Below are 25447 nucleotides of genomic sequence, written 5' to 3'. Positions count from 1 at the left end.
TACCTGTCTGTCAAAATGTGGGATTACTTCATTGCGGAAAGCAGTTGGCGCACGCCGTCCACCAGGCCACCGCGCCAGCAGAGCGCATCGTGCCCGCCGGAAAACACGCGGTATTCGGCGCGGTGCCCTGCCGCTGCCAGAGCCTGATGCATCTGGCGATTAACGAATTCGATGTCCGCCTCCCGATCGCCGGCTTGCTGAATCACGGTGAGCTTGGGCGCCGCCGGGTTGCGTTGCCGAACCTGGCGTATCAGCCAGCCTTCTTCCAGCTCGTGGCGTTTTTCGAACTGGGTAACGAATTGCACCGTAGGCCACCAGAAGGAGCCGGACTGGCTCAGCACGTGGCCGAAGCGCTCTGGCCAGTGCAAACCGGCATATAACGCCGCCAGCCCGCCGTAGCTCTGGCCGGCGACGACGGTGCGCGCCCCTGCCTCGCTGAACGGTTCGCGCCGCTGCGCCTGCGGCAACAGTTCGTCGATCACCGCCTGCCAGAATGCGGCGTTGCAAGGCAGCTCGTTTTCCCGGTGTTCGCCATCGATCGCATCGATCAGCAGCCAACATGCAGGCGGCAGGTGCCCTTGTGCGGTTTCGTGCTCGATCACCGGCAACAGCGCGTGCTTTTCGATCCAGTTTTGGCCATCGAGCAGCAGCACCAGCGGGCGATTCGCTTTCATCGCCGCGTCGCCGCTGGCATACAGCCAAACTCGCCGCTGGTTATCCAGCCGTTCGCTCTGCCACTGGAAAAGCTGCAGCCGCGCCTCCTCCAGTGGCCGATCGACGGCCTGCCAGGCGCTTTGATCGTCGGCATCCGGCCCTTGCGCCAGGGATACGGGCCGCGGGCGATGAGACGGTCCCAACGAGAGACGATTCAGCGGATCGGCAATCGCCAACGGGAACAGCGATACCCACCAGGCACGCTGCTGGCGGTCGCGCAACGTTTCGTCGTCGCTGAATGCGGGGGGAAGATCCCGGTCGGTAATGGGGATCAGGCTGTAGCTACCGCGCCAGCGGCGATCGACTACGGCCGAGCCGTACCAAACGTCGGTGCCGGGGAGCCGGGTCAGGCCGCTGGGGGACGTGCTGTGGTGATCGGTAATGCCGTTGATATCGGCGTAAACGCGGCATATCGGCGAGTGCCGTTCATCGCCGGCGGGATCGCGCCATAGCCAGGTCATTTTGACGTGACTGTCATCGTGCGGTTCGACGACAGGCGTGCCCTGAGCGGCAACCTTCTGCCACCACGCGGATTGCCCTGCCGCCTCTTCACGCAGCCACTGCGCCGCCAATCCCTCACGACCGTTTTCTGGCCTCTTTTCCGGCAAAAACTCCATAGCGCCCCTTACATAACATGAGTGTCTTTTACAAAACCTGACAATCGTATTGATACTCATTATCATTTTCAATACTATTTGTCGGATTTTTACCGTCGTGCAAACACGACGTCTCCACGTCGACGGGACAAGACCGCTTGTCGGCATTTCGGGGTTTATCAGGGTGGCATGACACACAAAAGCAGGTATTCAGGAGAGATAATGAAGACTAAAAACAAAGGGATAGAAAACGCGAACGCGGAGGCGATGTCCGCCAAGCGTCTGTTGCTGGGATCGGCGCTGGCCTTATTGCCCTTGGCGCCACACGCGTCCGCCGCAGCGGACGAAACGATTTTGGTGACCGCCGACGCGCAAAACAGCGTGACCGCGCCAGTCAAAGGGATCGTCGCCAAAGAGAGCGCTGCCGGCACCAAGACCGCCACCGCTCTGCGCAAGACGCCGCAGTCCATCTCGGTGGTCACGCGCGAGCAGATGAACGATCAGGAGCCGGCGTCGGTCGCCGACGCGCTGAACTACACCAGCGGGGTGATCACCACCTACCGCGGCAACTCCAACCGCAATGACGAAGTGATCAGCCGCGGCTTCCGTTATGCGCCCAAGCTGCTCGACGGCCTGCACTTTGGCCTCTCGAGCCAAAACGGCGGCGCCGGGCAGATCGATCCCTGGCTGCTGGAGCGCGTGGAGATGGTGCACGGCCCGGCCGGCGTGCTGTACGGCCAGGTCAGCCCCGGCGGCGTGGTGGTGATGACCAGTAAACGCCCCACCGCCCAGAGCATTCACGAAGTCAAATTCAGCACCGGCAACCGCCATCTGGCGGAAACGGCGTTTGATTTTGGCGGCAAACTTAACGACGACAACACCCTGTTCTACCGCCTGAACGGTATCGCCCGAACCGAACATGAGTTTGTCAAAGACAGCAAGCAGCAACGGGTGGCCATCGCCCCGGCCTTCACCTGGCTGCCGAACGAAGACACCAGCTTTACGCTGTTGACCAGCTACCAGAACGATCCGAAAGCCGGATCGCGCAACTTCCTGCCGCGCGCCGGCACGCTGTTCCCGACCAGCGCGGGCTATGTACCCTATGACTTCAACATCAGCGAGCCCAGCTTCAACAAGTCGCGGCGCGAACAGGCGTCGATCGGCTACAGCCTCGAGCATAACTTCAGCGATGCGCTGTCGTTTACCCAGAACCTGCGCTTCACCCACCGTGATGAAGACTATAAATATCTGGTTTACAACATAAACTCGACGGTCAACGACCACACCGTCACCCGCATGGCGCAGCATGAAACGCAGATGACCAACGAGTTTGGCGTGGATAACCAGCTGAAGGGTTTGTTCGACACCGGCGAGGTGAAGCACACGGTGCTGGGCGGGTTGGATTACCGCTACAGCCATATCGATTCGAAGATGTATCGCGATCGCGGTAACGATTACCCGATCGACTGGGCCAACCCGGTTCGCCCCAGCATCGATGGCAGCACGTTGGCGCTGGCTTCCAGCGATTTGAAGACGCTGAATCAGGTCGGGGTGTATCTGCAGGACCAGCTGGAGTGGAATAACTGGAACCTGCTGCTGTCCGGCCGTCAGGACTGGTCGCAGGTCAACACCCGCGATCGCACCAGCGGCGGCAAAGAGCAGACCTATAACGATGCCCAGTTCACCGGCCGCGCGGGCCTGCTCTACGCCTTCGACAACGGCATTTCACCGTATGTCAGCTACAGTACCTCGTTCGATCCTAACCTGTACCCAAGTGCCGCGGGCGCCGATCCGCTCAAGCCGACCACCGGCAAACAAACCGAGGTGGGCGTGAAGTACCAGATCCCGGGCGGCAACACCCTGCTGACCCTCTCCTGGTTCGACATCACCCAACGCAATGTGGCGTCCTATAACCGCCTCACCTCCGCCTACGAGCAGATCGGTGAGGTGAAATCCAAAGGGATTGAGGCGGAAGTGCACGCTCAGCCTACGCCGGAGATCACGCTGACCGCCGCTTATACCTATACCGACGTAGTGACCAAAGACTCCAACTCGGCGGATGAAATTGGCCACAGCCCGGCGGGCATCCCGCGCCACGCGGCCTCCGCCTGGGGCAGCTACAGCGTCCTGAGCGGTGCGCTGAACGGCCTGACCGTCGGCAGCGGCGTGCGTTACATCGGCGATGCGCCGGCCGACGCCACCGGCCAGTACGACGTGCCGCACTACACGCTGTACGATGCCATGGTGAAATATGACCTCGGCCAGGCTTCGTCGGCGCTGCGCGGTGCGGCGCTCCAGCTCAACGTGCAGAACCTGACGGACAAGAAATACGTCTCATCCTGCAGCGGCGAGTACGCCTGCTTCTACGGCAGCGGCCGCAGCATCATCGCTTCGGTCAACTACCGCTGGTAACAAAAAGGGGTGGCCAACATCGTAATGTTTGTCAGTTAGCGTTTTTCTGAAGGTATTGATGACGTTTTCGGGCGATAAATGAAAATGAGCAAGGGGCCGTAAGATGCTGCCCCTTGCAACCCACGCCTTTGTCCAATCCCCATGCCGCACGCGGGTTAACTCGTGCGGCATGGTCATCAGGCGTTACGCCCCGCCATCACGCCGCCATCGATATCCCAGATAGCGCCGGTCACCCAGCCAGTCTTGTCAGAAAGCAGGAAAGTGATGGTTTCCGCGATGTCGACCGGTGAACCCACGCGTCCGATCGGATGAAAGCTGTCGAAGCTGTTCATCACATCCTTGACGTCGTCTTTCGGAATGAAGCCCTCATAAATCGGCGTGTGAACGACAGCTGGAGAAACCGCATTCACACGGATCCCTTTTTCACCCAGTTCAATAGCCAGGTTTTTGGTCAGCGCGTGCAGACCGGCTTTGGCCATTGAGTAGGCTGAAGACGGTGTGGCACCGATGGCCTGTCGTGCCCACATAGAGCCAATATTGACGATAGCGCCTTTGATATCGGCCTCGACCATATTGCGCACTACGTCGCGGGTGATAAAAAACGTGGCGCGGTTAATGCTCATGTACATGTCATAGTCTGACGCTTCATGTTCTGTAAACGGTTTCGGGAAGAACACGCCAGCCGCATTGACCAGCAGGCTGATATCTTTGTGTTCGGCGTTAATGATGTTCACTACATGCTGCAGACCTTCTTCTTTCATCAGGTCTGCAACGATGACGGAAACCTGGCCGTCTGCAGCCAGCGCCTGACGGGCCTGCTCGGCTTTGTCCTGACGATGGCCAACAAGCACCACGCTGCCGCCGCTTTTCAGGACCCGCTTCGCCGTTTCGAAGCCCATACCGCTTGTACCGCCGACCACTAACAGTTTTTTGCCAGCAAAAGATGTATTCATCGCTAACCTCTTTACATTCATCTGGTTGTCATTAATAAGAAGCCTGGCTTCTCATCGTGTGAAACCAGATTGCCACCCTGAAAACCGATTGACGACTGAGAAGAAATTGCGACACAGGAAAGAAAATCTTTCTCGCCGGCGTATACTGAGGAAAAGAATGAATCAGGATGATCACAATGCGATCGTTAAACCGACTTAAATGGCTGCACGCTTTTGAAGCCACCGCCAGGCATGGCAGTTTTACCGGCGCGGCACAGGAGCTGGGTGTCACACCCGCCGCCGTAGGTCAGTTGGTCCGTTCGCTGGAAGACTGGGTCGGACACCCGCTTCTTCACCGCACCCGCTCCGGCAAGGAGCGACTGACGCTGGTAGACGAAGCGCAGGAGGCCCTACAAGATATCACTCACGGTCTCGATAAACTGGAAACCGGTTTAAGTAAGCTTCGTGGTCGCCGGTCACGCTCGGTGGTCGTGGTGACGGCATCCCAGGTACTGATGATGAACTGGCTGATGGACCGCCTGAACCGGTTTGCGGAAACGCATGAGAATATCGATCTGCGGCTTAACGTCACGGAAAAGCTGATGGACGTGTCGTATGGCGAGGCTGATATCGGCATTCGCTGTGGACAGGGAGAGTGGCCCGGCGTGAGTAAAACCTGGCTAATGGATGAGGAAGCCGTGCTGGTCTGCAGTCCACGCCTGGCTCCCCCCGAGAAAATGGCCTGCAGTGAATGGCTCGCCACGCAAAAACTCATTCACGATGACACGCCGCATCCTGGTGCGGATTTTCCATCATGGGGTGATGTACTGAGAGCGGTCGGTGCGCCCGAAACGCGGGAAAGCGGGCTGCATATCAATTCTACTTCAGCAGTGATCCTGTCGGCGCTGAGCGGCAGGGGCGTGGCCATCGTTCGAAACGCTCTGGTAAAGCAGCTTATCGAGAACGGGCAGTTGGTTCATCTCCATCCCGACCATCGCTGGCCACTTAGATGGTCCTACTATCTGGTCACCCCGCAGCAACATGTCATGCGTGATGAAGTGAAAATTTTCCACGACTGGCTTCTTCAGGACGTCGTCTCAGACCGTTCATAAACGATCATCGCAGCTATTGCGCTACCTCGGCATTCGCCCTGGGGCGTCGTGCCCTTTCCCGCCGCCTTTACTCCTGCTTCAATTCCCGCAAGTGCTTGTACACCGTGGCGCGCCCCATCGACAGCACGTTGGCGATGTAGTCCGCGGCGCTTTTGGCCTTGAACGCGCCCTGATGGTAGAGATCGCTGACCAGTCGCCGTTTTTGTTCGCGGCTCAGCGCGCCGAGCGCGGCGTTTTCGCGCCGCAGCCAATCGTGCAGGAAAGTGTTGATCTTCTCCTGCCAGTCGTCTTTGAACAGCTCTTGTGGCTGAGGTTGCAATCGCGTGACCGACAGGAACATGTCCAGCGCGTTGCGGGCGTCCTCGAACATCGCGGTGCTCAGGTTGATGCACAGCAGATAGCTGGGCTTGCCCTGTTCGTCGCGTGCGGCAATGCTCACCGAACGCATCTTTTTGCCGTCCCAGTTCAGCTTCTCATAGGGGCCGGTCACGCCGGCGCCGCCATCGAGCTCGAAGTCTTCCAGCCCGGCGTCGTCGCCCGGTTTACGCTTCGACAGGTTGTTCGCCAGATAGGCAATCTTGTTGGTGGCCAGATCGTGGATCACCACTTCCGCATTCGGGAAAAACAGCGCCGCGATGCCGTCAGCGACCGAGCGCAAAAGTTCGAGTTGAGAAGAAGAGTTCGGCACGCTGGGGGTCTCCGTATGGCCCGGTTTGGTTTGCTGTTCAGCCGCTTAGCATACCGCAGTTGCCGCCGCTTGCCGAGTGGAGCGGCGGCAAGCGGCGTATCCTTCGCCGGTTATTCCGCCTCGGCGCCACGCCGATAAAACACGTAGCTCTCGTGCGCCACGCTGTCGCGGACCCGATAGCGCCAGATCAGCCCGAGCGTGGTAAACCACAGCGGCATGCTGCACAGCGCGATCAGCGTATCGCTATCGAACACCATCAGTACCAGCGTAAAGGCGAAAAATGCCAGCGTCAGCCAGGCCATCGCGACCCCGCCCGGCATTTTGAAATTGGAATCGGCGTGCAGATCCGGTCGCTTCTGGCGATACACCAGGTAGGCGACCAAAATCATGCCCCAGCTGTAAACCACCAGGATCGCCGCCACGGTAGAGACGATGGTGAACAGCGTCATGACGTTCGGCACCAGTATCAGCAGCAAGGTGCCGGCCACCATGCAGAAGCAGGAAAACAGCAGGCTGCGGATCGGAATGGCCGTGGTGCGAGACAGAATGCGGAACTGACCGTGGGCGTGCTTTTCCATCGACAGGCTGTACAGCATGCGGGTGCTGGAATACACCCCGCTGTTGGCCGAGGACATCGCCGAAGTCAGCACCACGAAGTTGATCACCGCGGCGGCAGCCGGCAGCCCCGCCCGATCGAACAGCATCACGAACGGGCTGCTGTCCGGCGAGATGTGGCTCCACGAGGTGACGGCGATAATGGTCAGCATCGAGCACACGTAGAAGACGATGATGCGCGCCGGGATCGCGTTGATCGCCTTCGGCAACACCTTCTGCGGGTTTTTGGTCTCCGCCGACATCGTGCCCAGCAGCTCGATGCCGGTACAGGAGAAAATGGCGATCTGGAACCCGGCGAAAAAGCCGAAGATGCCGTGCGGCATGAAAATGGCGGGATCGGTGACGTTATGCAGCGAAGCGGTCACGCCGTCCGGCGAGGTCCATCCGCTGAACACCATCCAGGCGCCGGTGGCGATCAATGCGACGATCGCCACCACCTTGATCATCGCAAACCAGAATTCGGCTTCGCCGAACATCTTGACCGACAGCATGTTGAACAGACACAGAAACCCCAGCGTCAGCAGCGCTGGCAACCAGGGCGAGACGTTAGGCAGCCAATACTGCACGTAGCCGCCGCACACCACCACGTCGGCAATGCAGGTCACGACCCAGCTCAGCCAGTAGGACCAGCCGAGAAAAAAGCTGGCGCGCGGCCCCAGGTATTCGGAGACGAAATCGGCGAACGAACGGTAATCGAGCCGCGTGAGCAGCAACTCCCCCATCGCCCTCATGACCATGAACATGAAAAAGCCGACGATGGCGTAAGTCAGTACGATGGAGGTGCCCGACAGCGCGAGGGTTTTCCCGGCGCCCATAAACAGCCCGGTGCCGATGGCGCCGCCGATCGAAATCAGTTGAATGTGGCGCGCGCTCAGCCCGCGCTGCAAGGTTTGGGCACAGTTTGGCCCCTCGGCTGAACCTGGGTTCAGCCGATCGCAGTGATTTTTTGTCATGGTGTTACCTGTCCGTCATTAAGGCGATTAAGCAACCGATATGCGGCTGCAGCAGGAGTGAAACGCCCGTGAGCGTTCTAACCGGCAAAAAAGTGAGACCGAACGCTGCCCGCCCCGTTGTGACAGGGAGGTAATAATAATGGGTACCGAGAAAATGCTCTCGTGAGCCGTCGTATCGCCCACGTTTGGCGAACATAGCCTGAGCGTGGTGGGTAAACACTACAATATCAAATGGTTATACTTTCCCTTGTGCAACAAAAAAACGACGCCGGACTCGTTTTAACATTAATTTAACTCTGGCGAGGGGAAATGCCATTGTCAACATGGCAGTTAAATAAAATGAAACTTTTTGATCACATTCAAGCTTCTGAAAAATAGATAAAAAGGGTTTTTATGCGCTTTATATGCATAAAATATGCATGAGCTCGCTCACCGTCGACAAAAAGTAATTAACTATTCATTTGCCGCCCTGCAGGCGGCGAAAAACCGTCCGCTGGCCCGATGAGGGGGGGGCTAACAACCGGCATAATTAGTGGTAAATTTAGCGTCGCAAAGTGTTATGCGCTTGCTAATCCACGGTTAAACGAAATAAATACCTCTAAAATATAAAGGTTGGTTATGGAAAAGCTATCCTACGCTTCAGACAGCAGCACCACCGCTTGGGCTACATATCTGCAACAAATCGATCGCGTCGCCCCTTACCTCGGCGACCTCTCACGCTGGGTTGATACGCTGCGTCACCCTAAACGCGCTTTGATTGTTGATATCCCGCTGCAGATGGACGATGGCACCATCCGTCACTTCGAAGGTTTCCGCGTACAGCACAACCTGTCGCGCGGGCCGGGTAAAGGCGGTATCCGCTTCCACCCTGACGTCGATCTGAACGAAGTGATGGCCCTGTCCGCCTGGATGACCATCAAGTGTGCCGCGGTCAACCTGCCGTACGGCGGCGCCAAGGGCGGCATCCGCGTCGATCCGTTCAAACTGTCTGAAGGTGAACTGGAGCGACTGACCCGCCGCTACACCAGCGAAATCGGCTTCATCATCGGGCCACAGAAAGACATCCCTGCGCCGGACGTCGGCACCAACGCCAAAGTGATGGCCTGGATGATGGATACCTACTCCATGAACCACGGCACCACCATCACCGGCGTAGTGACAGGCAAGCCAATCCACCTCGGCGGTTCCCTGGGCCGTGAGAAAGCGACCGGCCGCGGCGTGTTCGTCACCGGCAGCGAAGTGGCCAAGCGTCTGGGCGTGCAGATCGAAGGCGCCAAAGTGGCGGTACAAGGCTTCGGTAACGTGGGCAGCGAAGCGGCCCGTCTGTTCGTCGGCGTCGGCGCTCGCGTCGTCACCATCCAGGACCACTCCGCTACCCTGTTCAACGCCAACGGTATCGATCTGGTCGCGCTGACCGAATACCAGGCCAAGCACAAGCAGATCGCCGGCTTCCCGGGTGCCAGCGAGATCGAGAGCGAAGCGTTCTGGTCGGTTGACATGGACATCCTGATCCCTGCGGCGCTGGAAGGCCAGATCACCCGCCAGCGCGCCGAAATCCTCAGCGCCAAGCTGGTGCTGGAAGGGGCTAACGGCCCAACCTTCCCAGAAGCGGACGACATTCTGCGCTCCCGTAACATCACCGTAGTTCCGGACGTTATCTGTAACGCCGGCGGCGTAACGGTCAGTTACTTCGAGTGGGTGCAGGATATGGCGAGCTACTTCTGGAGCGAGTCCGAGATCAACGAGCGTATGGACAAGATCATGACCGACGCGATGGTCCACGTCTGGAACAAGGCCGCAGAGAAAGAGTGCAGCCTGCGCACCGCGGCTTACATCGTGGCTTGTGAGCGCATCCTGACCGCACGTAAAGAGCGCGGCATCTACCCAGGTTGATGCCGGCTTATTTGGCCTGCGAGCGGGCCATTGTTTCAGGGGGCGAAAGCCCCCTTTTTCGTTTCACCTATTTTTGAAACAAGGCCACGATTTCTGGCGAATACAGGTCGGGATATTTTTCTGCCGACCCGAGTATATTCTGACGAACCGTTTTACCTTTTACGCTTGGATCTGCTGCCACATACTCTGCCGGGAAAGCCAGCGCATCTTTATCGGCACCCGCAGCCAACAACGCCTTGACGCAGTCAGGATTATTGCTGGTCAGGCTTTCCAGCAGTGGTGTGCCAACAGGCCAGGCCTGTTGCTGGGGCGGTTGAGCATCGATAGAGGTTCCGGGTTTATGCAACAAGGCGATACGCTGTGCCGCTTGCGGGTCCGGCTGGCCGTCCTGGGAAGCATCCCGCGTGCAAACAAAGTGCAAAGGCGTTGATCCTACCTTGCTGACGCCATAAGGGTCTGTTCCGGCGGCTACCAGCAGTTTGATGACCTCCAGATTAGCCGCCCCTTCCCCCATTATCGGTGAGAATCCTTGCGGGGTAACCTGCTTGGCATCCGCACCAAATTGCAGCAACAGTTTCACCAGCGCGGGCGCGGCTCCTTGGCTTTGGGCGGCGGCAATAAGTGGTGTATTAGTCCCCCCTTGTGCAATGACGTTGGTATTGGCACCTGCTTTTAGCAAGCTCTGTAAAATGTGAAGGTCATCATCGGATAATTCAGACTTTTCGGTATTTCCCAACGCTGACAACAATACGGTTTCTCCATTGTCACTGATGGCTTGATTCACATTCACCGACATATCAAGAAAACGATCGAGCAGCGCCGGCTGTTTGTAATAGGCGGCATACCATAACGTTTGAATAGTAGGGTGAGCGCCATTTTTTATCAGTTCATTAATGGTGTCCATATCGCTACTACTCTTAGAGTAAGCATACGTCATTACCGACTCATCGAGTTTTTGGGTGAGTTCCTCTTGTTCCCCAGCGTGTGCTGCAACCGAGCTCCCCAGCAGGCCCAGCGCCAGTGCGCAGGCTGTGGCACAGCGATTTAAAATAGGCATTTTTTTGTTCCTTCAAAATAATAAAAAAATTAAACAAGTGCTTTCCATTATTACGCAATGGTAATAATCACAGAATTCTGATGTATTCGTATGACGCGTGCTAACAGATTTCCTTTCCATTTTAGTGGGGAGCCGTTTTTCTATCATAGGAAACAAACGAAAATCAAATTCATTACTGATCAGACCGCCAGGATAATTATGGCCTTTATTCTTACCAAGAAAGTCAACTCAATTTTTGCGCTTTTTTATCGTGTATTCCACAGCACTTTGCGGTTCGCATTCCCGGGGGGGCTGGGCTATACCTTAGGCATTCCCCCTCCTGCAGGAGTTGTGATCATGAGCAAGAAAAAGATCCTGATGCTGGTCGGCGACTACGCCGAAGATTACGAAACCATGGTGCCGTTTCAGGCATTGCAGATGATTGGCCATTGGGTGGATGCCGTGTGCCCCGGTAAAGCCGTCGGCGACTACATCCAGACCGCGATCCACGACTTTGACGGCGCGCAGACCTACAGCGAGAAGCCCGGCCACCGTTTCACCCTGAACGCCGACTTTGCCGCCGCCAAAGAAGAACACTATGACGCGCTCTTGATCCCCGGCGGTCGGGCGCCCGAATACCTGCGCCTGAACCCCGAGGTGATCGCGCTGGTGCAGGCGTTTGACGCCGCGAAAAAACCGATCGCCGCCGTTTGCCACGGCCCGCAGTTGCTGGCAGCGGCCGGGGTGTTGAAGGGCCGCACCTGCAGCGCCTACCCGGCTTGCGCCCCGGAGGTGCGACTCGGCGGCGGCCATTATGCGGAGATCGGCATCGATCAGGCCCACGTCGACGGCAATCTGGTCACCGCCCCGGCCTGGCCGGCGCATCCGCAGTGGCTGGCGAAATTCGCCGAGGTATTGGAGCAGTAATGCGGTGCTAGCGGAGCTGCTCGATCAGGAAGTGGATGTCGTACAGCCAGCGTTTGGCGCGTGCGGAGCGTACCAGCATCGACACGCACAGCGGCCGGGGGTGTTCTTTGCAGGCGGAGGGGGAAAACCAGCGCCCGGTGTTGGCCGGCGGCTGGAAATACAGCTCGTGGTTGTAATTGCTGCTGTCGACGCCGAAGGTATCGAAGTAGCGGCGCATCAGCGTGTTGGAGTCGCTGAACGACAGACTGAGCGCGGTGTTGATCTCGGTTTCCGGGGTAATGACCACGCCCTTCTTCTGCCGCCCAGGCGCGTTGAATGCGGCGATAAGCGCGATGACCTGTTGCTGAATGTCTTCTGCCATGACGACCTCAAGCCGGTATGAATAAAGATGAATGCGGTTCTCTGTCTGACTCTGCTCGCCGCGGCGAGTTCGGGCCGCCGCGCGGGTTTTCTGTTTCTTTACACTTTCCATAAAAAACCGCGCGCAGCCACACTTCTGGCGCGCGCGGTCGATGGTTAGCGGCTGAGCGTCGTCTTGTCGGCGATGACGCCGTCCCCCTGCCGCTCGGCGGCAATGCCGCCGCCCAACACTTTATACAGGGTGGCCTGATTGTCGTACGCGGTCTGCTGCGCGGCGATCAGCGACTGCTGCGCCGTGTACAGCGTGCGCTGCGCGTCCAGCAGCGTCAGGTAGCTGTCCACGCCCTGGCGGTAACGCAACTCGGCCAGGCGATAATATTGCTGCGCCGCCGCCACATAGCCGGTTTGCGCCGCCAGCTGTTCCTGCAGAGTCGCTTTACGCGCCAACGCGTCGGCGGTTTCCTGAAATGCAGTCTGCACCGCTTTCTCATAGGTGGCGACATACAGATCTCTCTGCGCTTTGCTGTAGTTCAGTTGCGACGTGTTATAGCCACCGCTGAAGATCGGCAGGCTGATGCTCGGGGCGAACGACCAGACGCCCGCGCCGTGGCTGAACAGCGACGAGAGTTCACCGCTGCCCACGCCGCCGCTGGCGGTCAGGCTGATCGACGGGAAAAACGCCGCCCGCGCCGAGCCGATGTTGGCGTTGGCGGATTTCAGGTTATGCTCAGCCTGCAGCACGTCCGGCCGCGTCAGCAGCACCTGCGAAGACACCCCAGCCGGCAGATTGCGCATGATTTCGCCGAGCCCATCGATACCGCTCGGCAGCAGATTTTCCGGCACGCTTTGCCCCACCGCCAAATCCAGCGCGTTTTTCGCCTGCGCGGCGCTGGTCGCATAGCTGGCGGCGTCCGATCGCGCCTGTTGATAAACGGTCTCCGCCGACGCCACGTCAACCAGCGACGCAATGCCGTGCTGCTGGTTCTTACGCGTCACGTCCAGCGAACGTTTGGCGCTTTCCATCGTCTGCTGCGCCACCGCCAGATTGCTGCGCTCGGCCGCCACCGCCACCCAGTCGGTGACGATATCGGCGATCAGCGTCAGGCGAGTACTTTTCGCCGCCTCCGAATTGGCCAGATAGGTTTCGAACGCCGCGCGCGACAGGCTGGCGTTTTTGCCGAACAGATCCAGCTCGAACGCGCTGACGCCGGCCTGCGCTTCATAACTCTGACTGATGGCGGTGGCATTGCCGCTACCGGTCAGCGAACGCCCGCGGCTGCCGTCGGCGGTGGCGTTGATCGTCGGGAACAGCGCCGAGCGCTGCTCACCGTACAGGGCGCGCGCCGAGGCGATATTGGCGATCGCCTCGCGCAGATCGCGGCTGCTGTCCAGCCCCAGCGCCACCACCTGCCGCAGCCTGGCGTCCTGCACATAGTCGCGCCAGGCGACGTCCGGGTAGCTCAACGCCTGCTTGCCGGCGGCCTCGCCCTGCGGCAGGTTGGCGGGCACCGGCGCCGCTGGGCGCTGGTAGTGTGGATCCAGCGACAGACACCCGCTCAGCAGCAGCGGTAAAGTTAACATCATGACTCGTTGCAACACGTTATTCTCCTGCCTGAGACGGCGAGTTGGTGGGCCGGCGGGTAAACATGCGGCGCACCAACACATAAAACAGCGGTACGAAAAAGATGGCCAATGCGGTGGCGGTGATCGTACCGCCGATAATGCCGGTACCGATGGCGATTCGGCTGTTGGCGCCGGCGCCGCTGGATACCGCCAGCGGCAGCACCCCGGCGGTGAACGCCAGCGAGGTCATCAGGATCGGCCGCAGGCGCATGCGTGCCGCGTGGACCGCCGCGCCAATCAGCGTTTCCCCCCGCTGGTGCATCTCCTCGGCGAACTCGACGATCAAAATAGCGTTCTTCGCCGACAGGCCGATGATGGTGAGCAGCGCCACTTGGAAGTAGATGTCGTTTTCCAGCCCGCGCAGCGTGATCGCCAGCAGCGAGCCCACCACACCCATCGGCACCACCAACATCACCGCGAATGGAATCGACCAGCTCTCATACAGCGCCGCCAGGCACAGGAACACCACGATGAGCGAAATGGCGTACAGCGACGACGCCTGGCCGCTGGTCAGCCGTTCCTGATAGGAGAGCCCGCTCCAGGAATAGCTGCTGCCGGCGGAGTATTTCGCCGCCAGTTTCTCCATCTCGCTCATCGCCGTACCGGAGCTGACGCCGGCGGCGCCCTGCCCGGTGATCTCGAACGACGACAGCCCGTTATAGCGCGACAGGTTTTCCGGGCCGTAGATCCAGTGCGAAGACGCAAAGGCGGAGAACGGTGTCATGCTGCTGTCGCCCGCCGCGTTGGTGCCGCGCACAAACCATTTGTCGAGATCTTCCGGCTTGGCGCGATACTCTACGTCGCCCTGCATATAGACCTTTTTCACTCGGTTGCGGTCGATAAAGTCGTTGACGTAGGTGCTGCCGAACGCGCTGCTGAGTGTGCTGTTGACGTCGCCGGCGCTCAAGCCGAGCGCCTGCAGCTTGCCGTTGTCGATCTCCACCTGCAGCTGTGGGGTGTCCGGCAAGGTGTTGGCGCGCACCGCCAGCAATGTCGGATTGTTGCCGGCGGCGGCGACGATCTGGTCGCGCATCGCCTGTAGCTCGGCGCGGGTGGTCGCTCCTTTGGCCTGCAGCTCGAAGGTGAAGCCGTCGGACTGGCCGAAACCGTCGATCGCCGGTGGGCTCATGGAGAAGACCTGGGCGTCGCGCAGCGAGGCGAAGTGCGCCATGGCGCGTTTGGCGATGGCGTCGGCGGTGTTTTCGCTGCCGCTGCGTTGGCTCCAGTCCTTGAGGCTGACGAACGCCATGCCGGCGTTTTGCCCGCTGCCGCTGAAGCCGAAACCGTTGATGGTGAAAATGGTGCTGACGTTGGCCTTTTCCTGGCCGAGGAAATAGGCGGTCACCGCCTCGCTCACCGCCGAGGTGCGCGCGTTGGTGGCGCCGGCCGGCAAGGTGTACTGCACCATCACCGAACCCTGATCCTCGTTGGGCAGAAAGCCGGTCGGCAAACGCAGGTACATCACGGCCGCGGCGATCAACAGCAGACCGTACAGCAGCAGATAGCGCGTCGGCCGGTGGATCACTGCGCCGACCTTGTCGGCGTACTTCTCCTGCAGACGGTTATAACCGCGGTTGAATTTACCCAGCAGCCCTTTGTCGGTCTGTTCTTCATGCGTCGATTTCAGCAATGTGGCGCACAGCGCCGGCGCCAGCGTCAACGCCAGCACCACCGACAGCACCATCGAGGAGACGACGGTGATCGAAAACTGGCGGTAGATCACCCCGGTGGAACCGCCGAAGAACGCCATCGGCAGAAACACCGCCGACAGCACCAGCGCGATGCCGACCAGCGCGCCGGTGATCTCGCGCATCGATTTCTCCGTCGCCTCGCGCGGCGGCAGTTTATCTTCACGCATCACGCGTTCGACGTTTTCCACCACCACGATGGCGTCGTCCACCAACAGCCCGATCGCAAGCACCATGCCGAACAGCGTCAGGGTATTGATCGAATAGCCGAACGCCGCCAGCACGCCGAAGGTGCCCAGCAACACCACCGGCACGGTGATGGTCGGGATCAGCGTGGTGCGCAGGTTTTGCAGGAACACGAACATCACCACCACCACTAACACCACCGCTTCAAACAGCGTTTTCACCACCTCCTCGATCGAGATGTTGATGAAGTCGGTGCTGTCTTTCGGGTAGGCCACCTTGTAGCCCTGCGGCATCGCGCTTTGGTATTCCGCCACCTTGGCCTTAACCAGTTTGGCGGTGTTGAGGGCGTTGGCGCCCGCCGCCAGCTTGACCGCGATCCCCGCCGCCGGGTGGCCATTGAGGTGCGCGCTGGCGGAGTAGTCTTCGTTGCCCAGCTCAACCCGTGCCACGTCACCCAGCCGCACCAGCGCGCCGCTGCTGTCGCTTTTCAGGATGATATTGCGAAACTGTTCCGGCGTTTGCAGCCGCGACTGCGCCTTTACCGTGGCGGTCAGCTGCTGATCGGCGGCAGCCGGTAGATCGCCGATCTTGCCGGCAGACACCTGGGTGTTTTGCGCTTCGATCGCCGTCTGCACGTCGGAAGGCATCAGCGCATAGCTCGCCAGCTTGGTCGGATCCAGCCAGATACGCATCGCATATTCCGAGCCGAACACCTGCACGTCCCCCACGCCCGCAATGCGCGACAGCGGATCCTGCAGGTTGCTGACCAGATAGTCGGAGATATCGGCCATTGTCGCCTTGTCGCTTTCGTCATACAGCCCGACGATCAGCAGGAAGCTGCTCTGGGATTTCTTGACCGTCACGCCCTGCGCAGTGACCGCGCTCGGCAAACGGCTTTCCGCCTGCTGCACCTTGTTTTGCACCTGCACCTGAGCGATATCCGGATCGGTGCCCTGATCAAAGGTGACGTTGATGCTGACCGAGCCGCTGGAGCTGCTGGTCGAAGAGAAATACAGCAGGCCGTCCAGGCCGGTGAGCTGCTGCTCAATCACCTGCGTGACGCTGTTTTCCAGCGTTTCCGCGTCCGCGCCCGGGTAAGTGGCGGAGATGGAAATCTGCGGCGGTGAGACATCCGGGTACTGCGAGACGGGCAATGAATTGATCGACATCAGGCCGCACAGCATGATGATGATGGCAATCACCCAGGCGAATACCGGCCGCCGGATAAAGAACTGCGCCATATCACTGCTCCCCGCGTTGGGTTTTGTCGACTGAAACCTCAACCGGCTTCACCGCGGCGCCGATCGTGACCTTGCCGGTGCCTTCGACGATCAGGCGATCGCCTTCGTTCAGCCCGCTGCCGATCAGCCAGTTGCTGCCCACCACCCGTTCGGCGCTGACGGTGCGCTGCGCCACGTTGTTTTGCTCGTCCACCACCAACGCGGTGGCTTCCCCTTTGGCGTTGCGGGTGATGCCCTGCTGCGGCGCCAGAATGGCTTTGGGATCGACGCCGTTATCCACCGTGGCGTGGACGTACATGCCGGGCAGCAGCTCATGCTCGGGGTTGGGGAACACCGCACGCAGCGTGACCGAACCGGTGGCCTCATCCACCGCCACCTCGGTCAACTCCAGCTTGCCGGCGTGGGCATAAGGCGTGCCGTCCTCCAGCTTGATGGCGACCGGCGTGACCGCACCGCGCTGCAAAGCGGCCTGCTGACGGCGCAGTTTAAGCAACTGGGCGCTGGACTGGGTCAGATCGACATAGATCGGATCCAACGCGCGGATGGTGGCCAACGCATCGGTCTGGCTGGCGGTGACCAGCGCGCCCGGCGTCACCGATGAGATGCCGATGCGGCCGGCGATCGGTGCCCGCACCTGGGTATAGGCGAGGTTGATGCGCGCCGTCTCCAGCGCTGCCTGATACTGGGCCACCGACGCCACGGCCGCCAAATAGGCGGCTTTGGCATCGTCCGCATCCTGCTGAGAAACGCCGTTCTCTTTCACCAGCGCCGCATAGCGCTGTGATTTGAGCCGGGTGGACTGCACCGTGGCCTGGGCGTTTTTCAGCTGGGCGGCGGCCTGATCGTAGCTGGCCTGATAGCTGGCGGGGTCAATTTGGTACAATACCTGCCCGGCTTTCACCTCGGCCCCTTCGGTGAACAGCCGCTGCTTGATGATGCCGTCGACCTGCGGCCGCACGTCGGAAGTCATGGTGGCGTTGACCCGGCCGGTCAACTCGCTGCTCAGGGTCACTGACTGGCCGCGCAGCGTGACGACGCCGACCTCCTGCTCACCGCCTGCGCCCGTCGGCGCACCGGCATTTTGCCCATCGCAGGCGGACAGCAACAGCGACAGCCCAAGCACCAAAAGCGTTTTTCTCTGCATTGCAATACGATCCCATTGAGAATGACTATTCTCAATATATCGAATGCAGACATTCGCTTCTGAAAGGGTTGCGTAAGGATTCGGTAAAAGTCCGTCGGGCTGAGCCGGCCGGAGCGGCCGGTATCGGGATTATTTGTGCCGCAGCGGCACGTCTTTCAAGAGCCAGGTCAGCGCAAAAGCCAGCGCCATCACCCCGGCGGCAATTTGATACACCGAATGGATCGCCCCGCCGAAGGCCTGCAGGTAATCCTGCTGCAGCGCCGCCGGCAAATGGTGCACCGCTTCTGCGCCGAGCGAGCGCGGCAGCTGCGCGCCTTCCGGCAACAGCGCCACCAAACGGGTATGCAACACCTGCGTGAAAATTGCCCCGAACACCGCCACGCCTATCGAACCGCCGATAGAGCGGAACAGCGTGGCGCTGGACGTCGCGACCCCGATATGTCGGGGCTCCACGCTGTTTTGCGCCGCCAAAATCATCACTTGCATCACCATGCCCAGCCCCAATCCCAGCAGGCAAAGGTACAGATACAGTTGTTGCACCGGCGTGTTATTGGTCAGGGTGCCGAGCAGCGTCATCGCCCCCAGCGCACACAGGGTACCGACGATCGGGAACAGGCGATATTTACCGCGTTTGCTGATGATCCGCCCGCTGATGATCGAGCTGACCATAAGGCCGCCCATCAACGGCAGCAGCTGCATCCCGGCCTGCGATGGCGTCGAGCCTTTTACCACCTGCAGATACAGCGGCAGGAAAGTTACGGAGCCGAACAGCGACATGCCGACGATAAAGCCGATCAGGCCGCACAGCACGAAGGTGCGGTTGCGAAACAGCCCGAGGGGAATGATCGGTTCACCGGCCAGACGTTCCTCATAGATAAAGCCGCCCAGCGACACCAGGCCAAAGGCCAGAATGCACCACAGCTGGCCGTCCGACCAGGCCATTACCGTGCCGCCCTGGCTGGTGAACAGGATGATACAGGTGAGCGCCATCGCCAGGTAACCGGCGCCGAGGAAGTCGATTTCATGTCGCACTCGATTAATCTGCGACTGAAACACCGCGCCAATCACCAGCAGGGCGAACAGGCCCAGCGGCAGATTGATGTAGAAAATCCAGCGCCAGGAAAAATGCTGCACCAGTAAGCCGCCGATCAACGGCCCCACCACCGTGGCCAGGCCGAATACCCCACCGAACAGCCCCTGATAACGGCCGCGTTCCGCCGGCGGGATCACGTCGCCGACCACCGCCAAAGTGACCACCAACAGCCCGCCGCCGCCCAACCCTTGCAGCGCGCGCATCATAATCAGCTGTGTCATGTTTTGCGCTAGCCCACACAGTACCGACCCAAGCAAAAACAGCAAAATAGCGATTTGCAGCACAATCTTGCGGCCGAAAAGATCGCCGAATTTGCCGTACAGCGGCACCACAATAGTGGAAGACAGCAGATAGGCTGTCACCACCCAGGACAGTTTCTCAAGACCACCAAACTCGCCGACGATGGTCGGCAGCGCGGTGGAGACAATGGTTTGATCCAGCGCCGCCAGTAGCATCACCAGCAGCAACGCGGAAAACAGCAACGGGAGCGAAGGCGCCTTGGCAGGCGCCCCGCCGTGATCGGGCCGGATTGTCGGGTTTTCAATCGTCATCGGAGTCAGTTCACTTGTAATTAATTAATCGCATAATTAATATATGAGTCATCCTTTTTTCCGGTCAATGGATCTTATCGCGATGACAGCACGAAACGTTCAAACTCCCGCCAAGCCTCGCCGCCCCGGCCGGCCGAGCGGCGGTGCCAAAGGGGCGGACAAACGCGAGCATTTGCTTGATACCGCGCTGAACCTGTTTGCCCGCCAGGGGATCGTAGACACCTCATTGAATGCCATTGCGCGCGAAGCAAACGTCACCCCGGCCATGCTGCACTACTACTTTCATAACCGGGAACAGTTGCTGGACGTGCTGATCGAAGAGCGCTTTCTGCCAGTGCGCAAGATGGCCGGCGAGGTGTTCGACGCCAACGCGGACGATCCCGTCACCGCGTTCACCCAGCTAGCGCAACGTTTTATCGACATCGCGTTGGAACACCCTTGGTTCGCCCCGCTGTGGCTGCGGGAGGTCATGAGTGAAAGTGGCGTATTGAAACAGAGAATGGATGAACGATTCGGTAATGAACGCCATCAGATCGCGTTGCAAGCCATCGCACGCTGGCAGGCGCAGGGTAAACTCAATTCCGATCTCGAGCCTGCCCTGCTGTTCTTTACGCTGTTCGGCATCACGCTGCTGCCGCTGGCCACCGCACCCAAATGGCGGCGCGAACGGGATAAAGGCCAGCTAAACGCCGAGGATATCGCCCGCCACGCCATTGCCCTGCTGCGCTACGGCATCGGCCCGGCGCGTTAACTCACCGGCACTGGGGGTTTAACCAGTCTAAACACCGTTTTGGTGTGCCAATAGTAGTCGATCGCCGCCGCGATATTCGGCATCCAGCCGTCCGGCTCATAGGGCACGAAGCCGGAAAAGCCCAGCCGGCGGGCAGAGACCTGGAATCCCGCGGTGGAGAAAATGCGCGCATAGTCGTCCAGAGCGCGATCCTGCACCACGGTATGCGTCTGTTCAGCCACCCTTTCGCGCCATTGCGGCCACAGCGGGTTGTCGGTGTGGCAACCGGTCACCGCATAATAAACGCCGCCCGGTTTCAGCACCCGCAGCATATCGGCGGCATGCTGCGCGATATCTTCAATCAGGTAGACGACTTCATGACTGAAGGCGATATCGAAGTGGTTCTCATAACCCGTCAACCGCGTGTCGGTCTGATAACCGATCGGCAGGTTTCCTTTCAGGCGGTTGGCCTGTTCGACGGACTGGCGGGCGATATCGACGCCGAGTCCTTCACGAAATGGCCGGATTTGGTGCAACAGACGCAGAAAACCGCCCTGATTGCAGCCGAAGTCCAGCACCCTGACGCCGGACAATTCGTGTTCCGGCACCAGGCTCAGCAGATGCCGCCAGATGGGCGCATGGCCTTCTGCCATGGCCTGTTCTGCGTGCGGATCGCGATACCAGGTGGGAATGCTCAAGGGTGAGTCGTTCATTATGGCCTCCTTATGTTTCCACTCAGCCAATCACACCCTATGGCGACAAACAACCGCGTGCGCATTTTTTGAACACTCACTGGTCTGGCTTGCCATGCACCGGCAATTGGCTGGTCACGCAGTGAATGCCGCCGCCGCCGGCGGCGATGGCGTCGATCTCCAGCTGCACCACCTTGCGCTGCGGATAGAGCGCCGACAGCAGCGCAAACGCCGCCTTATCCGCCTGCGGATCCCCAAATTCAGGGGCGATCACCGCGCCGTTGATGACGAAATAGTTGATGTAGCCCGCCGCGAAATCGGGGTTGCGGCGACTGAATCGGCTTTCGCGCGGTGCCCGCGGCGGCGAAAGCGTATGTACCTGCAGCGTGCGGCCGTCGGCGTCGGTCGCTGCTTTGAGGATCGCCAGATGCGCTTGGGTAACCGCATGATCATAAGAGGCCGGATCGGTATCCAGGTTGGCCACCACCACGCCAGGCCGCACGAAACGGGCATAAAAATCGACGTGGGCATCGGTGATGTCCCGGCCTTTAATACCCGGCAGCCAGATAATTTTGCGCAGGCCGAGCATCGCCTTCAGCTCTTGCTCAACCCGGTCTCGGCTCCAGCCCGGGTTGCGGTTCGCATTCACCCAACTGCTCTCGGTCATGATGCCGGTGCCGTGCCCATCCACTTCGATGCCGCCGCCTTCGCCTACCAGCGCGCTGCGGCGCGGTTGAGCGACGCCGTATCGCCTGGCGACAAACCCTGCCAGACGCGCATCCCTGGCATGTTGCTGCTTATCGCCCCAGCCGTTGAAGTTGAAATCCACCGCGCCCAGTTCGCCGGCGTCATTGACGACGAAATTGGCGCCGATGTCGCGCATCCAGATATCATCCAGCTCAGTGACAACATAGCTGACGTTGTGACTGCCGCAGGTGGCCTCAGCCAATTGCCGTTCATTGCCGCGGCAAAAAACCGTCAACGGCTGAAAGTCGGCGATGGCGCGGGCGATGCGCCCCTGCGCTGCCTGCACGTCCGCGGTGAACCCGCCCCAAATCGCACGCTGCGCGCCGAAAGCGAGAAACGCCCGCTGTTGCGGTTCCCCTTCGTCGGGCATCCGCCAGGCCGGATTAAGCGCAGCTTTCGCGTGACCGCGTAACGGGATGCCCAATGATGCCGTCAAGCTCACACCGGCCACCGCCGAAAGCTGCTTGATAAAGGTGCGACGCGTTGACATAAATAGCCTCTTTAAATTGATTTAAATTCAAACTGTTAGCCGGTTTTTTTACGCTCCAGCGCTTGAATCCCATGCTAGTCTTCCCCTGCCACCGCGACAAACGATATATTTAGCGGATATCTGATTAGACAGGCTTATCGATAATGTTAAAACACTGGCCCCCCTTGAGCGCCCTGCGCGGTTTCGAAGCGGCGGCGCGCCTGGGCAGTTTTCATCAGGCTGCCGAAGAGCTGCACCTGACTCAGTCGGCGATCAGCCAGCAAATCCGCAGCCTCGAGGCGTTTCTGGAGCAACCGCTGTTCTTCCGCACCGGCCGCAGCGTGGCGCTGACCGACGCCGGCCACGATCTGTTCAGCACCGCACAGGTGATGCTGCAACAGCTGGCCGTCGGCATTCGCCGTTTGGATCAGTACCGCAAACCCAACCAACTGATCGTTAACACCACCCCGGCCTTTGCCCGCCACTGGCTGACGCCGCGGCTGGGCGATTTCAATCGGCAGCATCCGCAGATCGATCTGTGGCTGTTCACCAGCTTTGAACCGCCGGATATGGCGACGGACAGCATCGATCTGGCGATCCGTGACGATCTCAGCGCGCAGGCGGACTGCACCTTTAACGTTCTCTGTACCGACCGACTCTACCCCGCCTGCCACCCCAGCCTGCTGGCGTTGACGCCGGAGCAGCGCGTGACCTTGCACGGCGAACGCGAGATGGATTGGAGCCACTGGGCAGTGGCGGGCGGCGCGCACGTCGGCCAGCGAGACAGCGGGCTGAACTTCTCCGATCCTGGTCTGCTGCTGGACGCCGCCTGCAACGGCCTCGGCATCGCGTTGGTCAGCCAACTGCTGGCGCAACACGCGCGCGACGCCGGGCTGCTGCAACCGTTAACCGAGCAACGCGTGCGCGGCGCCAACTGGGCGTGGCTGCTGCACCGCGACAGCGAACACAATCCGCTCGTCCGGCACTTTTGCCAATGGCTGCAGTCGGCGCTGCCCGCCGGCGCATAACGCGCCACGTCACGATTTGCTACTCTGGTCAGGCGGCCCCGCCTGCCCGCTGCTACTTTCAATAAAGCGTCGCAACAGCCCGAAGAAAACGCGCTAACCTGCTGTTTCAAAATAATTAGTTGAATTCACCTGATAACTGAACATCGCTAAAAGGATCTTCTATGTCTGCCGGTTTATTGAAAACGATAGCTCTGAGCGTGGCCCTTGCCTGCACCGTTCCCGCTGCCTTTGCCGCCGAACTGACCGCCGGCGCGGTCGCCGCCCCGGATCAGTATGGCGCCAAGGTCGCCGCGCACATTCTGCAGGCCGGCGGCAATGCGGTCGATGCGGCGGTCGCCACCGCCTTTACCCTGGCCGTTACCTACCCTGAAGCCGGCAATATCGGCGGCGGCGGCTTTATGACGCTGTACGTCGACGGCAAACCCTATTTCCTCGACTACCGCGAAGTGGCGCCCAAGGCCGCCGGCAAAACTATGTATCTGAACGAGAAAGGCGAAGTGATCGAGAATCTCAGCCTGGTGGGCAGCCGCGCCGCCGGCGTGCCGGGCACCGTGCTGGGATTGTGGGAAGCGCATAAACGCTTCGGCAAGTTGCCCTGGGCCGAGCTGCTGACGCCGGCGATCGGTTACGCCCGGCAAGGTTTCACCGTGGCGGATCAGCAGTATCAGTACCGTGAAGACGCCAACAAGCTGTTCGCCGGTAAAACCAACTTCGGCGACTATTTCGGCGCCATGAAGCCCGGCACGGTGTTCAAGCAGCCGGAGCTGGCCGCCACCCTTGAGCGCATCGCCAAATCGGGCGCCGACGATTTTTATCACGGCGAAACCGCTCGCCTGCTGGTGGCGCAAATGCAGCGCGACAACGGGCTGATCGGCGCGGCGGATTTGGCCGACTATCGGGTGAAATGGCGTGAACCGATGCGCATCAGCTGGCGCGGCAACACCGTGTATACCGCCCCGCTGCCCAGCTCCGGCGGCATCGCGCTGGCGCAGCTGCTGGGGATCAAAGAAGATCGCGCCGCCGACTTCAAGGGCGTGCCGCTGAACTCGGCGCGCTACATCCACCTGCTGGCGGAAATCGAAAAACGCGTGTTCGCCGATCGCGCCGACTACCTCGGCGATCCGGACTTCACCCAGGTGCCGGAAGCGCAGCTGATCGCCCCCGACTACCTGAAAAAACGCGCCGCCGAGATCAACCCGACGGCGATCTCGCCGACCGAAAAGGTGCGGCCGGGGCTGGAAACCCACCAAACCACCCACTTCTCGATCGTCGATGCCGCCGGCAACGCGGTCAGCAACACCTATACGCTCAACTGGGACTTCGGCAGCGGCGTGGTGGTCAAAGGCGCCGGCTTCCTGCTTAACGACGAGATGGACGACTTCAGCGCCAAACCCGGCGTCGCCAACGCCTTCGGCGTGGTGGGCAGCGACGCCAACGCCATCGAGCCGGGCAAGCGCATGCTCTCCTCGATGAGCCCGACCATCATCACCCGCGACGGCGACGTCACTCTGGTGATCGGCACCCCGGGCGGTTCACGCATCTTCACCTCGATCTTCCAGGTGATCAACAACCTCTACGATTACCACCTGCCGCTGGCGCAGGCGGTGGCCGCCCAGCGCGTGCACCATCAGCTGTTGCCGAAGGACACCGTCTACTATGACAGCTTTGCGCCGCTGACCGGCAAACCGGCAGACGAGCTGAAGGCCATGGGTTACACCCTCGAAGACCAGGGCTGGAACATGGGGGATATTCAGGCTATCCGCATCGATGGCCGCACGCCGGAAACCGCATCAGATCCGCGCGGCCGCGGCGTCGGACTGGTGGTGAAAAAGTAACGCGCCGGCGGCCCGCTTCAGCCACGCCGGGCCGCCGCTCTCCCCGCACAGACTGACGTTGCTCCCTTTTTCACTCATCTATACTGAATCGACAGGCTCGCGTTTAACGGCGACGGCGCTTGCGTTCCATCTTGGACGATAAAAATAATATTTTCAGTAAATCAATCACCTGCATTTATCGT

At 60.1% G+C, this 25447-nt stretch carries 19 protein-coding genes; 7 read left to right on the top strand and 12 right to left on the bottom strand.

All coding sequences use genetic code 11. From position 1 onward, the window contains the following. Positions 1–23: 23 nt before the first annotated feature. Positions 24–1331 carry an enterochelin esterase gene (gene fes / locus N6G83_RS05590; RefSeq protein WP_260514854.1) on the bottom strand — a complete coding sequence of 436 codons (1308 nt, stop codon included), beginning with the start codon at positions 1329–1331 and terminating at the stop codon, positions 24–26. Positions 1332–1532: 201 nt separating this feature from the next. On the opposite strand from fes, the gene N6G83_RS05585 reads away from it, so the two are divergent. Continuing rightward, positions 1533–3722 carry a TonB-dependent siderophore receptor gene (locus tag N6G83_RS05585; protein WP_197770299.1) on the top strand — a complete coding sequence of 730 codons (2190 nt, stop codon included), beginning with the start codon at positions 1533–1535 and terminating at the stop codon, positions 3720–3722. Positions 3723–3898: 176 nt separating this feature from the next. On the opposite strand, the gene N6G83_RS05580 is transcribed toward N6G83_RS05585, so the two are convergent. After that, positions 3899–4675 carry an SDR family NAD(P)-dependent oxidoreductase gene (locus N6G83_RS05580; RefSeq protein WP_049204054.1) on the bottom strand — a complete coding sequence of 259 codons (777 nt, stop codon included), beginning with the start codon at positions 4673–4675 and terminating at the stop codon, positions 3899–3901. Between the two features lie 176 nt (positions 4676–4851). Between N6G83_RS05580 and N6G83_RS05575 the strand changes: the two genes are divergently transcribed. Continuing rightward, the gene (locus tag N6G83_RS05575) at positions 4852–5766 is read left to right on the top strand and encodes a LysR substrate-binding domain-containing protein (protein WP_260514852.1); all 915 of its coding nucleotides are present in this window, start codon (positions 4852–4854) and stop codon (positions 5764–5766) included. A 67-nt stretch (positions 5767–5833) separates the two neighbouring features. Here N6G83_RS05575 and N6G83_RS05570 read toward each other — a convergent pair whose 3' ends face one another. After that, complete coding sequence (locus tag N6G83_RS05570) at positions 5834–6454, bottom strand: transcriptional regulator (protein ID WP_016927684.1); 621 nt, start codon at positions 6452–6454, stop codon at positions 5834–5836. A gap of 110 nt (positions 6455–6564) precedes the next feature. Then, complete coding sequence (locus tag N6G83_RS05565; RefSeq protein WP_060433098.1) at positions 6565–8022, bottom strand: amino acid permease; 1458 nt, start codon at positions 8020–8022, stop codon at positions 6565–6567. Between the two features lie 618 nt (positions 8023–8640). Here N6G83_RS05565 and N6G83_RS05560 point away from each other — a divergent pair. Next, positions 8641–9915 carry a Glu/Leu/Phe/Val family dehydrogenase gene (locus N6G83_RS05560; RefSeq protein ID WP_043143546.1) on the top strand — a complete coding sequence of 425 codons (1275 nt, stop codon included), beginning with the start codon at positions 8641–8643 and terminating at the stop codon, positions 9913–9915. Positions 9916–9982: 67 nt separating this feature from the next. On the opposite strand, the gene N6G83_RS05555 is transcribed toward N6G83_RS05560, so the two are convergent. Next, positions 9983–10972 (bottom strand): hypothetical protein, encoded by a 990-nt coding sequence (locus N6G83_RS05555; RefSeq protein WP_197770304.1) that lies wholly within the window; start codon positions 10970–10972, stop codon positions 9983–9985. Between the two features lie 336 nt (positions 10973–11308). On the opposite strand from N6G83_RS05555, the gene N6G83_RS05550 reads away from it, so the two are divergent. Continuing rightward, a complete protein-coding gene (locus N6G83_RS05550) occupies positions 11309–11878 on the top strand; it encodes a DJ-1/PfpI family protein (RefSeq protein ID WP_043143542.1) in 570 nt (189 codons plus the stop codon). Positions 11879–11885: 7 nt separating this feature from the next. Here N6G83_RS05550 and N6G83_RS05545 read toward each other — a convergent pair whose 3' ends face one another. From N6G83_RS05545 to N6G83_RS05525, 5 genes are all read right to left on the bottom strand, one after another. Next, positions 11886–12239, bottom strand: coding sequence for a DUF1493 family protein (locus N6G83_RS05545; protein WP_025302880.1), 354 nt, complete (start codon positions 12237–12239; stop codon positions 11886–11888). 155 nt (positions 12240–12394) lie between these two features. Further along, on the bottom strand, positions 12395–13837 hold the full coding sequence (locus tag N6G83_RS05540) for an efflux transporter outer membrane subunit (protein WP_025302881.1): 1443 nt from the start codon (positions 13835–13837) through the stop codon (positions 12395–12397). 1 nt (position 13838) lies between these two features. After that, positions 13839–16976: an efflux RND transporter permease subunit gene (locus tag N6G83_RS05535; RefSeq protein ID WP_197770306.1), complete on the bottom strand. Its 3138-nt coding sequence runs from the start codon at positions 16974–16976 to the stop codon at positions 13839–13841. Position 16977: 1 nt separating this feature from the next. Beyond that, a complete protein-coding gene (locus N6G83_RS05530) occupies positions 16978–18120 on the bottom strand; it encodes an efflux RND transporter periplasmic adaptor subunit (protein WP_025302883.1) in 1143 nt (380 codons plus the stop codon). A gap of 129 nt (positions 18121–18249) precedes the next feature. Beyond that, positions 18250–19764 carry an MDR family MFS transporter gene (locus N6G83_RS05525; RefSeq protein WP_197770308.1) on the bottom strand — a complete coding sequence of 505 codons (1515 nt, stop codon included), beginning with the start codon at positions 19762–19764 and terminating at the stop codon, positions 18250–18252. Positions 19765–19846: 82 nt separating this feature from the next. On the opposite strand from N6G83_RS05525, the gene N6G83_RS05520 reads away from it, so the two are divergent. After that, positions 19847–20515, top strand: a complete 669-nt coding sequence (locus N6G83_RS05520) for a TetR/AcrR family transcriptional regulator (RefSeq protein ID WP_197770310.1) — start codon at positions 19847–19849, stop codon at positions 20513–20515. Here the strand turns inward: N6G83_RS05520 and N6G83_RS05515 are convergent. Further along, positions 20512–21207, bottom strand: coding sequence for a class I SAM-dependent methyltransferase (locus N6G83_RS05515; protein WP_127145927.1), 696 nt, complete (start codon positions 21205–21207; stop codon positions 20512–20514). The two genes, N6G83_RS05520 and N6G83_RS05515, sit on opposite strands and share 4 nt — an antisense overlap. Before the next feature lie 76 nt (positions 21208–21283). After that, positions 21284–22423, bottom strand: coding sequence for an agmatine/peptidylarginine deiminase (locus N6G83_RS05510; RefSeq protein WP_099817264.1), 1140 nt, complete (start codon positions 22421–22423; stop codon positions 21284–21286). A gap of 143 nt (positions 22424–22566) precedes the next feature. Between N6G83_RS05510 and N6G83_RS05505 the strand changes: the two genes are divergently transcribed. Together N6G83_RS05505 and ggt are read left to right on the top strand one after the other, a co-directional pair. After that, entirely contained in the window at positions 22567–23430 is an 864-nt protein-coding gene (locus tag N6G83_RS05505) for a LysR substrate-binding domain-containing protein (RefSeq protein ID WP_049295658.1), read from the top strand. 161 nt (positions 23431–23591) lie between these two features. Beyond that, positions 23592–25265 (top strand): gamma-glutamyltransferase, encoded by a 1674-nt coding sequence (gene ggt / locus N6G83_RS05500; protein ID WP_043143523.1) that lies wholly within the window; start codon positions 23592–23594, stop codon positions 25263–25265. Positions 25266–25447 lie beyond the last annotated feature (182 nt).

The organism is Serratia sp. PL7 (assembly GCF_945957435.1).
The sequence above is the reverse complement of the archived record's forward strand: the minus strand, read 5'-3'. Positions and strand labels throughout refer to the sequence as shown.

Bases quoted from the DNA above. Each gene is read 5' to 3' on its own strand.
- fes (WP_260514854.1), bottom strand. From the start codon at position 1,331: ATGGAGTTTTTGCCGGAAAAGAGGCCAGAAAACGGTCGTGAGGGATTG.
- N6G83_RS05585 (WP_197770299.1), top strand. From the start codon at position 1,533: ATGAAGACTAAAAACAAAGGGATAGAAAACGCGAACGCGGAGGCGATG.
- N6G83_RS05580 (WP_049204054.1), bottom strand. From the start codon at position 4,675: ATGAATACATCTTTTGCTGGCAAAAAACTGTTAGTGGTCGGCGGTACA.
- N6G83_RS05575 (WP_260514852.1), top strand. From the start codon at position 4,852: ATGCGATCGTTAAACCGACTTAAATGGCTGCACGCTTTTGAAGCCACC.
- N6G83_RS05565 (WP_060433098.1), bottom strand. From the start codon at position 8,022: ATGACAAAAAATCACTGCGATCGGCTGAACCCAGGTTCAGCCGAGGGG.
- N6G83_RS05560 (WP_043143546.1), top strand. From the start codon at position 8,641: ATGGAAAAGCTATCCTACGCTTCAGACAGCAGCACCACCGCTTGGGCT.
- N6G83_RS05555 (WP_197770304.1), bottom strand. From the start codon at position 10,972: ATGCCTATTTTAAATCGCTGTGCCACAGCCTGCGCACTGGCGCTGGGC.
- N6G83_RS05550 (WP_043143542.1), top strand. From the start codon at position 11,309: ATGAGCAAGAAAAAGATCCTGATGCTGGTCGGCGACTACGCCGAAGAT.
- N6G83_RS05545 (WP_025302880.1), bottom strand. From the start codon at position 12,239: ATGGCAGAAGACATTCAGCAACAGGTCATCGCGCTTATCGCCGCATTC.
- N6G83_RS05535 (WP_197770306.1), bottom strand. From the start codon at position 16,976: ATGGCGCAGTTCTTTATCCGGCGGCCGGTATTCGCCTGGGTGATTGCC.
- N6G83_RS05530 (WP_025302883.1), bottom strand. From the start codon at position 18,120: ATGCAGAGAAAAACGCTTTTGGTGCTTGGGCTGTCGCTGTTGCTGTCC.
- N6G83_RS05525 (WP_197770308.1), bottom strand. From the start codon at position 19,764: ATGACGATTGAAAACCCGACAATCCGGCCCGATCACGGCGGGGCGCCT.
- N6G83_RS05520 (WP_197770310.1), top strand. From the start codon at position 19,847: ATGACAGCACGAAACGTTCAAACTCCCGCCAAGCCTCGCCGCCCCGGC.
- N6G83_RS05515 (WP_127145927.1), bottom strand. From the start codon at position 21,207: ATGAACGACTCACCCTTGAGCATTCCCACCTGGTATCGCGATCCGCAC.
- N6G83_RS05510 (WP_099817264.1), bottom strand. From the start codon at position 22,423: ATGTCAACGCGTCGCACCTTTATCAAGCAGCTTTCGGCGGTGGCCGGT.
- N6G83_RS05505 (WP_049295658.1), top strand. From the start codon at position 22,567: ATGTTAAAACACTGGCCCCCCTTGAGCGCCCTGCGCGGTTTCGAAGCG.
- ggt (WP_043143523.1), top strand. From the start codon at position 23,592: ATGTCTGCCGGTTTATTGAAAACGATAGCTCTGAGCGTGGCCCTTGCC.